The following is a 13485-nucleotide window of genomic DNA, read 5'->3' as shown; positions in this document are numbered from 1 at the left end:
CTTAGTTCTACATAATGTATATAATATTACGCGAATTATAGCGAAAAAAAATTATGCTAGAATTTCACAACAATTATGAAGAAAGACTCAAATGAAATTATACGAACTCAAAGCCATCGCCAAACGTCTGAATGACTTCTCGTTTATCAGTCGTGCCAGACGTGTTGAAGATAATACTTTAGAGTTGGTATTTGACAAATCCGACAGTTACTTTTTCAACATGACACGAGGGCACAGTTTCATCTACAAAGCCCCGTCACAAAGACCGATCCAAGGCTATAATGCACCTTTTGACACCTTGCTTCATACACTCTTGTCTGCAAGCAGGATCATCTCAGTGGATGTACCAAATGAAGATCGTATCCTTCGTTTGACACTCGCGCCTAAAAGTTCTTATAAAGACAAGATCATCCACCTCCAATTGGAATTTACAGGTAAAAATACCAATGCCATACTCATCGATGACAATGAAGTCATCATAGAAGCACTCAGACATATTGATGCGGACAGCTCGTTTCGTGTCATACGTCCAGGCATAGAACTTCTTCCTATTCCTCCATTTAGACGTACAGAAGAGAGCAAAGAGATCCCAGATATTGATGCCTACCTTGAAGAACAATATCTTCAGATACAGTCTAAAAAACTTTCAGAGCTCAAAAAACAAAAACTCTCTCTTACGGATAAAAAGATTCAAAAACTCAGCCAACTTTTGAAAAAACTTCCCGATGAAACACAATTGAATGAAGAAGCGCAGAAATACAAAGAGTATGCCAACCTCATCCTGGCCAATCTCTATCAGATCAAGCCCTATGACACGAAGCTTCAAACCTATGATTTTGAAGGCAATGAGATTACCATAAAACTGCCTAAAGATACGAAGGTAAACCGCATGAGTGACTACTTTTTCAACCTCTCCAAAAGGGCTAAAAACAAAGCCAAGAATGTACATATAGAAAAAGAGAACCTGGAAAGCAAAAAAACGTTCTATGAAAATATCTATTATGCTCTTGAACAAGCCAATGATCCGTATGAACTTGAACTTCTTGTCCCCAAACGCGGTAAGTCTCAACGTAAAAAAGAGCGTCTGAAAGAGGGAGAACTCTTCTGGATAGAAGACTATAAAGTCCTTGTAGGACGAAACAGTAACGAAAACCAAAAGCTTCTGGAAATGGCCAAAGCCAACGACCTGTGGATGCATATACGTGATGTGCCATCAAGCCATGTCATCATCAGAACCGATAAACAAAACCTGCCCGACTCCGTACTCAAAGCTGCCGCAAAGCTCTGTGTAGATTTTTCTGTGAAAAATCCCGGAGATTACGAAGTCGATTACACCAAGCGTAAATTTGTCAAAGTACAAGAAGGCTCCAATGTTCTTTACAACAAATACGATACGATTTCTGTCACCAAAGAGGGTGTGGAGATCAGAGTCTAGTACCTTCTAATCCAAAGCATGCTATAATATTCTTCATTTCAAAAACGAGGGAAGCGTCATGACAAAACTATTTACAGAGTATCAAGAACGATGGCTTACGGGTATTGGACTATTGGCACTTGTTGGATTTATCGGTTGGGTAGATAACTTTTTTGTGATGTGGGCTTTTTTGGGTACTATCTACATGTTCGCCTTTTATGAAGCGATGAAACTTTTCAAACTGACCGGTCCCTCTATGTATGTATGGGCTGCACTCTTATGGTTCGTTGCCTATTTCTACCCTAATCCGGATGATCTCTTCTTCTTTATGGCCGTTATATTTGCTTCTTCTCTTGCCTATTTCCATAATTTTGACAAGAGGTTGCTCCTTCCTTTCCTTTACCCGGTCAGCGGAATACTCTTCTTTTTGATCCTCTACCAGGATTTTGGTATCGCATCTATGTTCTGGCTTCTTGTCACTGTCGCACTCACGGATGTCGGTGCATTTTTTACAGGTAAAACCATAGGGAAAACAAAATTTTCAGATACCTCCCCAAATAAAACCCTAGAAGGTGTGTTTGGCGGTATTATCATCGCAACTCTTGCAGGTAGTTTTACCGGACTTTTTGTCGTTGAGTGGTGGATCGCGATCATTGTAACGCTTTTGACTTCTGTGGCTTCAGTGTTTGGAGATCTTTTCGAGTCTTATCTTAAACGTGAAGCGGGGGTAAAAGACTCTGGAGATTTGCTCCCGGGTCATGGTGGTATACTGGACCGAATAGATGGGTATCTCTTTGGTGCAGTCATCATGGTCATCGCACTCAGATCTTTGCTCTAATCTATGTCCAGCATCGTTTTACTCGGTTCGACCGGCTCCATCGGGGTCAATACTCTCATCATTGCAGAGCGCTATAATATTGCGATAGAAGCGCTTGTTGCAGGCAACAATATTGACCTGTTGAACGAGCAGATCAAAAAGCACCAACCCAAAGTGGTTGCGATCGCCAATGAATCAGACAGATCAAAAGTGGATCACCCTCATGTACTCTGTGGTACACAAGGTATTTTAGAACTGATAGAGATGTCTCATAGTGATACTGTAGTAAATGCACTTGTAGGCTATACCGGTCTTGCACCTACACTTAAAGCCACCGGTCTTGGTAAAAGAGTAGCATTGGCAAACAAAGAGTCCCTTGTGGTTGCAGGAGAATTCATAGACATGTCCCTCATCACACCTATAGACTCTGAGCACTTTGGACTATGGTACCTTATGAATGAACGTCCTGTCTCTAAACTCTATATCACAGCAAGCGGCGGTGCATTTAGAGACTGGGAACTGGACAAAATGAAAGATGCAAGCTTTTCAGATGCACTCAAACACCCTAACTGGTCCATGGGGAACAAGATCACTATCGATTCAGCTACCATGACCAATAAACTGTTTGAACTTTTGGAAGCAAAATGGCTCTTTAATACAACAAAGGTGGATGCTCTGATAGAAAAAAAATCGATCATTCATGCACTCGCAGAATTCACAGACGGTTCTACCACGGCACATTTTGCGGGTGTAGACATGAAACTCCCTATTGCCTTCGCACTAAGAGGAGAAGTGGAAGAGCCTATCCTGCCCCCGACAGATCTGCTCAGCATAGGTGCCTTGGAGTTTCTCCCCATTGAAGCGGAGCGTTACCCTATCTGGAATATCAAAGAGCATATCTTGGAACATGCCCATCTGGGTGTGGTGGTCAATGCGGCCAACGAAGAAGCGATAGAGGCATTTCAGAAAGATCAATGTTCCTTCTTTGGTATGAGTACAATGGTTTTAGATGCCTATAAACAGTTTGAAGATGTAAAAGCATCAAATATAGAAGAAATTATCCAAATAGATCAAGAGGTAAGAGCGTATGTCAAACAACGATAAAGTACTCATCCTGCATGGTTGGGGAGGGAGTGATACACCGCACTGGCAGGCAGAATTGGCTGCTGCTGTTGCCAAAAACTATGGCACTGTCTCTTTCCCTCTGCTTGACAACTGCCACTTTCCGAGCAAGAACAGATGGATAAAACAACTCAAAGAGATACTTGAAGCGTTTAAACCTGATACCGTTGTGTGTCACTCTTTGGCCAATACGCTGTGGTTTTGGCTCTGCGAAGAAGAGGATTTCATGCAAGAGATATCTAAGGTAAAAAGACTTTTTATGGTATCACCACCAAGTCTTACTACTGATGTAGATACTATCAAAACCTTCTTCCCTTGCAAGATGCCTCCAAAGCTCTATGCAAAAGAGATAAAAATGATCATCTCGGATAATGACCCATACATCGAAATCGCAGAAGCCCAAATAATAGCAAGCCGCTACGACATCCCTTTGAATATTATTGAAAATGCAGGGCACATCAATGCTGACAGCGGCTATGGGAAATGGCCCCTTATAGAAAAACTTGTATTGGACAGATCATGATCTTAAGTATCGAATCAAGCTGCGATGACAGCTCTATAGCCATCACTGAAATAGCCACAAAAAAAGTGCTGTATCATAAGAAGATCTCTCAGGAAGCACAACACTCCTGTTACGGTGGTGTGGTTCCTGAACTTGCATCCAGACTGCATGCTGTAGCACTCCCTGAGATACTGAAAGAGACCCAGCCCTACTTTGAAAAACTCAAAGCCATTGCAGTCACCAATCAACCAGGACTAGGGGTCACCCTGCTTGAAGGTATCGCTATGGCAAAGACCTTAAGTACGCTACTCGAGTTACCTCTGATCCCTGTACATCATCTTAAGGGGCATATTTACTCACTTTTTATAGAAAAGGAAGCTACCCTTCCCCTGCTGGTACTTCTCATCTCAGGAGGGCATACACAAGTCATAAGGGTTGAAAGTTTTGAACATATGGAGATCCTTGCTACGAGTATGGACGATTCTGTAGGTGAAAGTTTTGATAAATGTGCCAAGATGATGGGATTAGGCTATCCTGGAGGACCACTCATAGAAGCACTTGCCCTTAAAGGAGATGAAAACCGTTTCGACCTTCCTGTACCGTTACGCAACTCTCCTCTCATCGCCTTTTCTCTCTCAGGGCTTAAAAATGCGGTCAGACTTCATATAGAAGAGCTTGGCGGCAGTGAAGGGATGAGTGAACAGGACCGTGCGGATCTCTCTGCATCCTTTCAAAAAGCGGTCAAACTGCACCTGCTTCAAAAAAGCAAAAAGATCTTTGCAAAAGAGAAGATCAGAGACTTTGCCATTGTAGGCGGGGCATCCGCAAATAAATATATACGGAGTGCGTATCAAGATCTTTGTGATGAGTTTGGAAAAACAATGCATGTGGCACCCCTTGAATATTGTGCTGACAATGCGGCTATGATAGGGAGATATGCACTGGAAGCCTACAAAAGAAATCTCTTTATTGACCCCAATGAAATCGATATTGTAAGCAACAAAAAACAACAAAATGGCATGCTCCTTTGATTGTCACTTCAATCCCCGCTTTATAGCCAGATATCTAAGCTAGTTTTAGCTAGAATATATAGACTTATACCCCCACGAAATGGAGTTTAAACATGGCAGAATATGGTGCTAGTAATATTAAAGTTCTTAAAGGACTTGAAGCGGTAAGAAAAAGACCTGGTATGTACATCGGTGATACATCGATAAAAGGTCTTCATCACCTTGTATACGAAGTTGTAGACAACTCTATCGATGAAGCGATGGCAGGTTTCTGTGACACGATCAAGGTCACACTTACAAAAGAGGGATCTGCTATCATTGAAGATAATGGTCGTGGTATCCCTGTCAAAGAGCACCCAACTGAAAAAATATCTGCAGCGACAGTCGTATTGACCGTACTTCATGCCGGTGGTAAATTCGATAAAGATACCTACAAGGTTTCAGGTGGACTTCACGGTGTGGGTGTTTCTGTTGTAAATGCACTTTCCAAAAAACTGGATATGACGATCTTCAAAGATGGCGAGATCCACACACAAAGTTTCCAAAAAGGTATCCCTGATGCCCCGCTAGAATCTGGTGACAGTACAAGAAAACACGGAACCAAGATCGAGTTCTGGCCGGATGAGACGATCTTCAAGGATAGTGTCACTTTCCAAAAAGAGATCCTGATGAAACGTTTCAAGGAACTCTGTTACCTCAATCCAAAGATCACGATCGACTTTAGAGATGAACGTGACGGGACAAAAGAGGTGTATCATTTTGAAGGTGGTATCAAGCAGTTCGTTGAAGATATGAATACGAAGACACCGCTTTCAACGGCACAGTTTTTCCAAGGGAAAGCAGATGATATCGAGATAGATATCGCACTCATGTATTGTGATGCGGATTCAGAAAAATCACTCTCTTTTGTAAACAATATTAAAACTGCTGAAGGTGGGACACATGAAGCAGGTTTTAGGGCCGGGCTTACACGTTCTATGGCAAGCTATATCGCTAAAAATGCCAATGCAAAAGAAAAAGGCACCAAAATCACCGGTGATGACTGTAAAGAAGGTCTTATATGTATCGTTTCCGTGCGTGTCCCTGAACCACAGTTTGAGGGACAGACAAAAGGCAAACTAGGTTCTTCTTATGTACGTCCATTGGTACAAAAATTCTTCTCTGAACACTTCAATAAATACCTTGAAGAGACACCTTTAGAAGCAAAAGCGATCATGGGACAAATACTCCTTGCGGCCAGAGGTAGAGATGCAGCAAAACGTGCAAAAGACCTAGTAAAACGTAAAGACTCTATGAGTATCGGGACACTCCCGGGTAAACTTGCAGACTGTCAAAGCAAAGACCCTGAGATCTCTGAGATCTACCTGGTGGAGGGAGACTCTGCCGGTGGTTCTGCCAAACAGGGACGCGACAGGGTTTTCCAGGCGATCCTGCCGCTCAAAGGTAAGATCCTTAATGTAGAAAAAGCACGTTTGGAGAAGATCCTCAAATCTGACGAGATCAAAAATATGATCACGGCACTGGGTTGCGGTATCGGAGACGAGTTTGATGAAGAGAAATTAAGATACCACAAGATCATCATCATGACCGATGCCGACGTCGATGGTTCTCACATTCAGACACTGCTTATGACCTTTTTCTTTAGATTCTTGAAGCCGGTCATTGAAAAAGGATATCTTTATCTTGCACAGCCGCCGCTTTACCGTTATAAAAAAGGTAAAAATGAGGTCTACTTAAAAGATGAGAAAGCACTCAATGATTATCTGATAGAAAACGGTATTTCTGCGATTGAAAGTGAGACTATGGGACAAGCAGACCTTGTGGATCTCTTCAAACTAGTTGCGTACTACCGTATGACCCTTAAAGAGATAGAAAAACGTTTTGCACTGCCTGAAGTACTTCGTTATATGATCGAAAACCCAGATGTAATAGGGACCGACAATAATGAGCTTGCAAAAACGATCGAAGCATACATCGCCGAACTTGGGTATAACATCCTCAACAAAACCATCTCTGATGATACAATACATCTCTTTGTACAAACCAATGATGGACTCGAAGAACTCATCGTAGATGAGATACTCTTTACAAACCCTCACTACAATGAAGCGATCCATATACACCAAAAGATCAAAGACCACATCACAGAGGAGTTTGAAGACCAAGACCTTCTTGCACTCTTTACAGAGGTGGAGAGCTCGGCAAAAAAAGGTGCCTATATCCAGCGTTATAAAGGTTTGGGTGAAATGAACCCTGAACAGCTTTGGGAAACAACGATGACCCCGGAGAACAGAAGACTGTTACAGGTGACCATAGAAGATGATGAGAGTGCCAGTGATACATTCACACTCTTCATGGGTGACGAAGTAGAACCTAGAAGAAACTACATTGAAAGCCATGCAAAAGATGTAAAACACTTGGATGTTTAATGCTCTACTCACAAAAAGAAGAAAGAGAACGACGTTTTACCCTGGCTCTTAGAGCAGGGGTACCCATACTAATTCTTGTTTTTCTTGTTTTTTACACTACACTTGATCATACAAGCACACTGACCATTGGCCTGAAAGATGGCATGCTCCTTGCTGCCATTACTTTTATTGCTATCTATTATATTTATTTTTTAATGAATCTCAGTGTACAGGAGACTTTTTTAGATGCAACTACACAAGGCTTTAATAAAAAAACATTTGTCAAAAAACTACAAGAGTACAAACCAAAATCTTTGGCATGCTTGAGTGTTGAAAACCTTCCCTTACTCAGTGAAAATTACAGCAGCGACCAGATAGATAATCTTCTTTATACCATTTCCAAAAAATTGAACCTCATATTTAAACAAAATGGTTTGGAAAAAGTGCTTATTGGCCGGGGACGCGGTTCAGAATTTTTGATCGCACTGAATGATGACTATACACATATAGAGAAGATTTTGGAAACGCTGATAAAAGAAAATGGACATATCAACGATATTGACGTAGAGTTAAAATTTGCGATTATCACAAATCCAAATGGAGACTTCAAAAAAGCGATCCTGCAACTTCGAGATATTCTTGCAAGTCAAGCTGAAGATAACAATCAAGAGAAAGATACCTCTAAGATCAAAGATGCGCAGGAACTTTCAGACATAGAAAAAGAGGTGATTGCTACAATTCAGAAGAAAAAACTGCTTTTATCATTCAGACCTCTTATGAACACATCCAACCATAAGATAGATACCTATGAAATATCGGTCAAGCTGAAATCAGACACCCATAAAGATATTTTACCGCGCATATTCTTACCCATCATTAACCGTTTAGGGCTGGGAAGGGAGTATGACTTCACATTGATCACACACGTGATAGACCTCTTGCCTCTTGTCAATGAGTCGATCTCATTTACTTTTAATCTCTCTCCCTTTTCCCTCAGAGACAGCTCTTTTCAGGCAAAACTTTTTGCCTACTTAGAGGAGAAACAGGTTGACCCATCTCGTATCATTATTCAGCTCTATGAACGCAAAACACACCATGACCTTAGCGGATACCTTAGAACGCTAAAAAGTTTCAGATCTCACGGTATACGGATCTGCATCGATAACTTTGGTTCCTCTAATGCTTCTATGGAGTATATGAAGCATTTTAAATTTGACATGATACAGTTTGATAGAAGTTATGTAACGAACTTAGAAGATGAAACAACGTATGCTATGCTACACTCTTTGATCAATATGGCAAAAGAGTTAAACGTACAGACGGTGGCTAAATGGGTCGACAATGAGATACAAGAAAATAAACTCAAAGCGCTGGGTATTGACTACATACAAGGATTTGGTGTAAGTAAATCCATCAATGAAGAAACACTTATCAATAGATACAACTAAAGGAAAGACAATGAAATACGGTGAACAAGAGATACTAGAATTCGACATTAACAATGAAGAGAACTACTGGCCCAATGAGCATCCAAAAAATTATACGATCAATATTGAACTCCCCGAGTTCATGTGCATGTGCCCACGTTCAGGATATCCTGATTTTGCTACGATCAAACTCAGCTATCAACCAGATCAGAAAGTGATAGAGCTTAAAGCATTGAAACTCTACATCAATTCTTTTATGAGACGATATATCTCTCATGAAAACTCTGCCAATGAGATCTATGATGCGCTTTATAGTAAGCTCAAGCCTAAATCCATGAAACTCATCGCAGATTTTAATCCCAGAGGAAATGTACATACCGTTATAGAGATAGACAGCACAAAAAACTAAAACATTACAATTTGACATACATTTAAATTTTCTTCAAAAAATCTATTATGATACACTTACATGAACAGTAAGGATACCCATGATAGATTTTCATGATGTGATGCAAAGAGTCAAAGAGATCCTCTCTGCAGAGACCAAAAAAGAAAAAATACTTGACAGAGATATAGCAGACTCTCTGAAACTTGACCCCCAATACTTTGCGGTCATCAAAAGACGCAAAAAGATCCCCTATGAATCGCTGGCCCATTTTTGTAAGCAGCATAAGATCAGTCTGAATTGGATACTTCTGGCACAAAAACCTCAGTATTTGACCTAAATCGACTTTATAGCTATAATAAAACGCGTTATAAAATTTAATTAAAGGAACATCATGAGTAAATTAGACGAAAAAGTTGAACACTATATTGCTGCTTCCGAAGAGTTAGGTTTAGGTCTCTCAGAAAACCTCATTGCCAAAGTAACAACTGGCCTGGGGCCATCTATCTATCAACAGGATGCTGAAACAGTATCATGTTCAGACAGTGCAGAACTTGACACCGTCAAAAAGAATTTTTTAGGGAATAAACTCGGAGTTGATGCAGATGATGCTACGTTGGATGCTGCGATCAAAAAAGTATGTGAAACGATGGGAATATCCAACAGACATAAATACCGTGCACTCTTCTATGCACTTCTTGTCAAGGAATTTGGCAAAGAATCAGTGTATGGATAAGCACTAAAAGAAGATTTATATCTTGATAAACAGGATATATCTCTTCTGCTCATCATTTTTACCAAATCCAACGATCTCCATATCTTTATACTGAGCATTGACATCCATTTTAAGCTCAAAAAGCATCGCTTCCATGTCAAGAATCAAGATGGATGGGATAAGCTCTCCTATGGTCAATTTTTTATCACTGCCATCTATCTTAAATGTCAGTTGTCTTTTTTCTCTCTCCAGTTCCACACTGTTTAAAGGGGCTTCTCCCGCATAGATAAGCTGTTCACTATTCTGGTCATCTATTTTAAGCAGGCCGGCCGTCACCTCATAGGTTTCATGATTACCTATCTGCTCTCTTACATCCTCTATAAGGTCTATAATTACTCTCATACTGTGTCCTTTAAATACTATACTATGCTAATTCAAAAATTAAAATAGAATAATACTCTTCCGTCATATTGGTAATAGTTAAGTTCATAGCTAATTTGCTGTAGATTTGGTTTGATGGTGTTTTCGTAATGAGAGAGCTTACAATGAGTAAGTGGCCGAATGGAGAAAACTCCATCCGACCAAATGTATAGTAAAGAAACTCGAAATTAGCTATTACGCTTTTCGATGATCTCTTTAGCTACGTTCGCTGGAACTTCTTCATAGTGATCAAATTCCATAGCGTACGTTGCACGACCTTGTGTCATTGAACGTAGGTCAGTTGAGTAACCGAACATTTCAGAAAGTGGTACGAACGCATTAACGATCTTGTTACCAGCTCTATCATCCATACCAGAAACATTTCCTCTTCTTTTTGCAACGTCACCGATCACGTCACCCATAAAGTCTTCTGGAGTCTCAACTTCAACTTTCATCATTGGCTCAAGGATTACTGGATTCGCTGTTTTACAACCCTCTCTGAATCCCATAGAACCAGCAAGTTTAAACGCCATTTCAGATGAGTCAACATCATGGTAAGAACCATCGTAAAGTGTTACTTTAACGTCCTCTACAGGATACCCAGCCTGGATACCTCTAGCCATTGCTTCTTGTACACCTTTGTTAACCGGTTGGATAAATTCTTTTGGAACAACCCCACCTTTGACTTCATCAACGAACTCGTAACCAAAACCTGGCTCTTGTGGCTCGATTCTAAGGTATACGTGACCGAACTGTCCACGACCACCAGACTGCTTCGCATACTTGTATTCTTTTTCTACAGATTTTCTAATCGTCTCACGGTATGCAACTTGTGGTGCACCAACTTCCGCTTCAACTTTAAACTCTCTCTTCATTCTGTCTACAAGAATTTCAAGGTGAAGTTCACCCATTCCCGAGATGATCGTTTGACCAGACTCTTCATCTGTAGCAACACGGAAAGATGGATCTTCTGCAGCAAGTTTACCAAGTGCAAGTCCCATTTTTTCCTGGTCAGCTTTTGTTTTAGGCTCAACCGCAACAGAGATAACCGGCTCTGGGAAATCCATTCTTTCAAGTACCACTTTATCTTTGTCTGAACAAAGTGTATCACCTGTTGTTGTATTTTTAAGACCAACAACCGCACCGATCTCACCCGCGTAGATCTCAGATACCTCTTCACGTTTGATCGCATGCATTTTCATGATACGACCGATACGCTCTTTTTTCTCTTTTGTTGAGTTCAGTACATAAGAACCAGACTCCAAAGAACCACGGTAAACACGGATAAATGTCAACTGACCAACAAATGGGTCTGTCATAATTTTAAATGCAAGTGATGCGAATTCACCGTTATCTGTTGATTCAACAGTTACTTCAGCATCTTCATCTTCCATTTTAGTACCTTTGATCGCAGGTGCTTCAACTGGAGATGGAAGGTAAGCAACAACAGCGTCAAGTAGTGTCTGAACACCTTTGTTTTTAAATGCTGTACCTGGAAGCATTGGTACGACATGCATACCGATCGTTGCAGCTTTAATACCAGCAACGATCTCTTCATTCGTAAGCTCTTCACCTTCCATATATTTTTCCATAAGCGCTTCGTTACCGTCTACTGAAGAGATCTCTTCGATCATCTTTTCACGGTACTCTTCAGCTTGCTCTTGAAGCTCAGGACGAATATCTTGCTCGCTGTATGCTGAACCCATTGCTGCGTCTGCATCCCATACAACTTCTTTCATCTTTACAAGGTCAACAACACCTTCAAAGTTCTCTTCTGCACCGATAGGAAGTTGGATAACCAGTGGATTACCTTTAAGTCTTTCACGGATCTGTCTTTCAACTTCAAGGAAATCTGCACCTGTTCTGTCCATTTTATTAACAAATACAAGTGATGGTACACCATAGCGGTTTCTTTGTCTCCAAACTGTTTCTGATTGTGGTTGAACCCCACCAACAGCACAGAATACTGAAACAGCACCATCAAGTACTCTCATTGAACGTTCAACTTCAATAGTAAAGTCAACGTGACCCGGAGTATCGATAATGTTGATCTGCTTGCCTAACCACTCACAAGTTGTAGCAGCAGAAGTAATCGTAATACCTCTCTCCTGCTCTTGCTCCATCCAGTCCATTGTTGCAGCACCGTCATGTACCTCACCGATCTTGTGTTCAACACCTGTATAGAAAAGGATTCTTTCAGTTGTTGTCGTTTTCCCTGCATCAATGTGAGCAGCAATACCGATGTTTCTTACGTCTTCAAGTTTGTGCGTTCTTGCCATAACTTAGTTCCTTACCATCTGTAGTGAGCAAACGCTTTGTTCGCTTCAGCCATTCTATACGTATCTTCTTTCTTCTTGAAAGCAGAACCTTTTTCAGTTGCAGCGTCCATAAGTTCATTACTTAAACGCTCCATCATTGTTCTTTCATTTCTTTTTCTCGCTGCATCAACAATCCATCTGATTCCCAGTGATTGTTGTCTTGCAGGTCTAACTTCTATAGGCACTTGGTACGTAGCACCACCTACTCTTCTAGACTTTACTTCCATTACAGGTTTCACGTTATCCATTGCTTTGTTGAATACGTCAATACCTTTTTCTCCAGATTTTGATTCAATTCTCTCTAACGCAGCATACATAACTCTTTGCGCTGTGCTTTTCTTACCATCAAGCATTACTGCATTGATGAACTTTGTTAATACTTTAGAACCGTGTACTGGATCTGGCAATACCGGTCTAACGGGAGCTTTTCTTCTTCTCATTCTATTTCCTTCTTCAATCTTATATGGTTGATTTACTCAAGTCTTGTCCCCTAAGGATAAATGACAACACCTGTTTAAAGTCTATCTGTAGACTAAACTCTTACTTTATACGCGTTTAAATACTCTAAGATTACTTAGGTCTTTTAGTACCGTATTTAGATCTTGCAACTGTTCTTCCAGTTACACCTGAAGCATCGAGTGCACCACGAACAATGTGATACTTAACACCAGGTAAATCTTTAATTCTTCCGCCTCTTACAAGTACGATAGAGTGCTCCTGAAGGTTGTGACCCTCACCACCAATGTATGAGATTACTTCAAAACCACTTGTCAATCTTACTTTAGCAACTTTTCTAAGCGCCGAGTTAGGTTTCTTTGGTGTTGTAGTATATACTCTTGTACATACGCCTCTTCTCTGAGGACATTTTACGAGTGCAGGTGATTTTGATTTTTTCACTTGCTTTTTACGTTCTTTACGAATCAATTGATTAATTGTAGGCAAATCGT

The 13485-nt window shown here is 40.7% G+C and carries 14 protein-coding genes; 10 read left to right on the top strand and 4 right to left on the bottom strand.

Features of this window, described 5'->3' with window-relative positions; genetic code table 11:
• Positions 1-91: 91 nt before the first annotated feature.
• From PF327_RS06020 to PF327_RS05975, 10 genes are all read left to right on the top strand, one after another.
• Positions 92-1435, top strand: a complete 1344-nt coding sequence (locus PF327_RS06020; protein ID WP_289401717.1) for an NFACT RNA binding domain-containing protein — start codon at positions 92-94, stop codon at positions 1433-1435.
• A 58-nt stretch (positions 1436-1493) separates the two neighbouring features.
• Positions 1494-2252 (top strand): phosphatidate cytidylyltransferase, encoded by a 759-nt coding sequence (locus tag PF327_RS06015; protein WP_289401716.1) that lies wholly within the window; start codon positions 1494-1496, stop codon positions 2250-2252.
• 12 nt (positions 2253-2264) lie between these two features.
• Complete coding sequence (dxr, locus tag PF327_RS06010) at positions 2265-3335, top strand: 1-deoxy-D-xylulose-5-phosphate reductoisomerase (protein WP_289401924.1); 1071 nt, start codon at positions 2265-2267, stop codon at positions 3333-3335.
• Positions 3319-3876: an RBBP9/YdeN family alpha/beta hydrolase gene (locus PF327_RS06005; RefSeq protein WP_289401715.1), complete on the top strand. Its 558-nt coding sequence runs from the start codon at positions 3319-3321 to the stop codon at positions 3874-3876. Before dxr ends, PF327_RS06005 begins: the two co-directional genes overlap by 17 nt.
• Positions 3873-4886, top strand: a complete 1014-nt coding sequence (tsaD, locus tag PF327_RS06000; RefSeq protein ID WP_289401714.1) for a tRNA (adenosine(37)-N6)-threonylcarbamoyltransferase complex transferase subunit TsaD — start codon at positions 3873-3875, stop codon at positions 4884-4886. The genes PF327_RS06005 and tsaD overlap by 4 nt, the downstream gene beginning before the upstream one ends.
• A 92-nt stretch (positions 4887-4978) precedes the next feature.
• Positions 4979-7294 (top strand): DNA topoisomerase (ATP-hydrolyzing) subunit B, encoded by a 2316-nt coding sequence (gene gyrB, locus PF327_RS05995; RefSeq protein WP_289401713.1) that lies wholly within the window; start codon positions 4979-4981, stop codon positions 7292-7294.
• Positions 7294-8721 carry an EAL domain-containing protein gene (locus PF327_RS05990; RefSeq protein ID WP_289401712.1) on the top strand — a complete coding sequence of 476 codons (1428 nt, stop codon included), beginning with the start codon at positions 7294-7296 and terminating at the stop codon, positions 8719-8721. Before gyrB ends, PF327_RS05990 begins: the two co-directional genes overlap by 1 nt.
• Positions 8722-8731: 10 nt before the next feature.
• Positions 8732-9109, top strand: a complete 378-nt coding sequence (gene queF / locus PF327_RS05985; RefSeq protein WP_008245801.1) for a preQ(1) synthase — start codon at positions 8732-8734, stop codon at positions 9107-9109.
• Between the two features lie 79 nt (positions 9110-9188).
• Positions 9189-9425 (top strand): helix-turn-helix domain-containing protein, encoded by a 237-nt coding sequence (locus PF327_RS05980; RefSeq protein ID WP_289401711.1) that lies wholly within the window; start codon positions 9189-9191, stop codon positions 9423-9425.
• A 54-nt stretch (positions 9426-9479) separates the two neighbouring features.
• Positions 9480-9821, top strand: a complete 342-nt coding sequence (locus tag PF327_RS05975) for a DUF2853 family protein (RefSeq protein ID WP_289401710.1) — start codon at positions 9480-9482, stop codon at positions 9819-9821.
• A 15-nt stretch (positions 9822-9836) separates the two neighbouring features.
• Here the strand turns inward: PF327_RS05975 and PF327_RS05970 are convergent, their stop codons facing one another.
• From PF327_RS05970 to rpsL, 4 genes are all read right to left on the bottom strand, one after another.
• On the bottom strand, positions 9837-10202 hold the full coding sequence (locus tag PF327_RS05970; RefSeq protein ID WP_289401709.1) for a hypothetical protein: 366 nt from the start codon (positions 10200-10202) through the stop codon (positions 9837-9839).
• Positions 10203-10408: 206 nt separating this feature from the next.
• Positions 10409-12499 carry an elongation factor G gene (fusA, locus tag PF327_RS05965; protein ID WP_289401708.1) on the bottom strand — a complete coding sequence of 697 codons (2091 nt, stop codon included), beginning with the start codon at positions 12497-12499 and terminating at the stop codon, positions 10409-10411.
• A gap of 11 nt (positions 12500-12510) precedes the next feature.
• Positions 12511-12978 (bottom strand): 30S ribosomal protein S7, encoded by a 468-nt coding sequence (gene rpsG, locus PF327_RS05960; RefSeq protein ID WP_008245811.1) that lies wholly within the window; start codon positions 12976-12978, stop codon positions 12511-12513.
• A gap of 130 nt (positions 12979-13108) precedes the next feature.
• On the bottom strand, positions 13109-13480 hold the full coding sequence (gene rpsL, locus PF327_RS05955; protein ID WP_008245813.1) for a 30S ribosomal protein S12: 372 nt from the start codon (positions 13478-13480) through the stop codon (positions 13109-13111).
• Positions 13481-13485 lie beyond the last annotated feature (5 nt).

Source organism: Sulfurovum xiamenensis (assembly GCF_030347995.1).
Lineage (GTDB): Bacteria > Campylobacterota > Campylobacteria > Campylobacterales > Sulfurovaceae > Sulfurovum > Sulfurovum xiamenensis.
Note: the sequence above shows the minus strand (reverse complement) of the source record. Positions and strands in the feature narration are given on the sequence as shown.

What these genes read in the sequence shown, in the direction of transcription:
- PF327_RS06020 (WP_289401717.1), top strand. Translation starts at nt 92, where the DNA reads ATGAAATTATACGAACTCAAAGCCATCGCCAAACGTCTGAATGACTTC.
- PF327_RS06015 (WP_289401716.1), top strand. Translation starts at nt 1,494, where the DNA reads ATGACAAAACTATTTACAGAGTATCAAGAACGATGGCTTACGGGTATT.
- PF327_RS06005 (WP_289401715.1), top strand. Translation starts at nt 3,319, where the DNA reads ATGTCAAACAACGATAAAGTACTCATCCTGCATGGTTGGGGAGGGAGT.
- tsaD (WP_289401714.1), top strand. Translation starts at nt 3,873, where the DNA reads ATGATCTTAAGTATCGAATCAAGCTGCGATGACAGCTCTATAGCCATC.
- gyrB (WP_289401713.1), top strand. Translation starts at nt 4,979, where the DNA reads ATGGCAGAATATGGTGCTAGTAATATTAAAGTTCTTAAAGGACTTGAA.
- PF327_RS05990 (WP_289401712.1), top strand. Translation starts at nt 7,294, where the DNA reads ATGCTCTACTCACAAAAAGAAGAAAGAGAACGACGTTTTACCCTGGCT.
- queF (WP_008245801.1), top strand. Translation starts at nt 8,732, where the DNA reads ATGAAATACGGTGAACAAGAGATACTAGAATTCGACATTAACAATGAA.
- PF327_RS05980 (WP_289401711.1), top strand. Translation starts at nt 9,189, where the DNA reads ATGATAGATTTTCATGATGTGATGCAAAGAGTCAAAGAGATCCTCTCT.
- PF327_RS05975 (WP_289401710.1), top strand. Translation starts at nt 9,480, where the DNA reads ATGAGTAAATTAGACGAAAAAGTTGAACACTATATTGCTGCTTCCGAA.
- PF327_RS05970 (WP_289401709.1), bottom strand. Translation starts at nt 10,202, where the DNA reads ATGAGAGTAATTATAGACCTTATAGAGGATGTAAGAGAGCAGATAGGT.
- fusA (WP_289401708.1), bottom strand. Translation starts at nt 12,499, where the DNA reads ATGGCAAGAACGCACAAACTTGAAGACGTAAGAAACATCGGTATTGCT.
- rpsG (WP_008245811.1), bottom strand. Translation starts at nt 12,978, where the DNA reads ATGAGAAGAAGAAAAGCTCCCGTTAGACCGGTATTGCCAGATCCAGTA.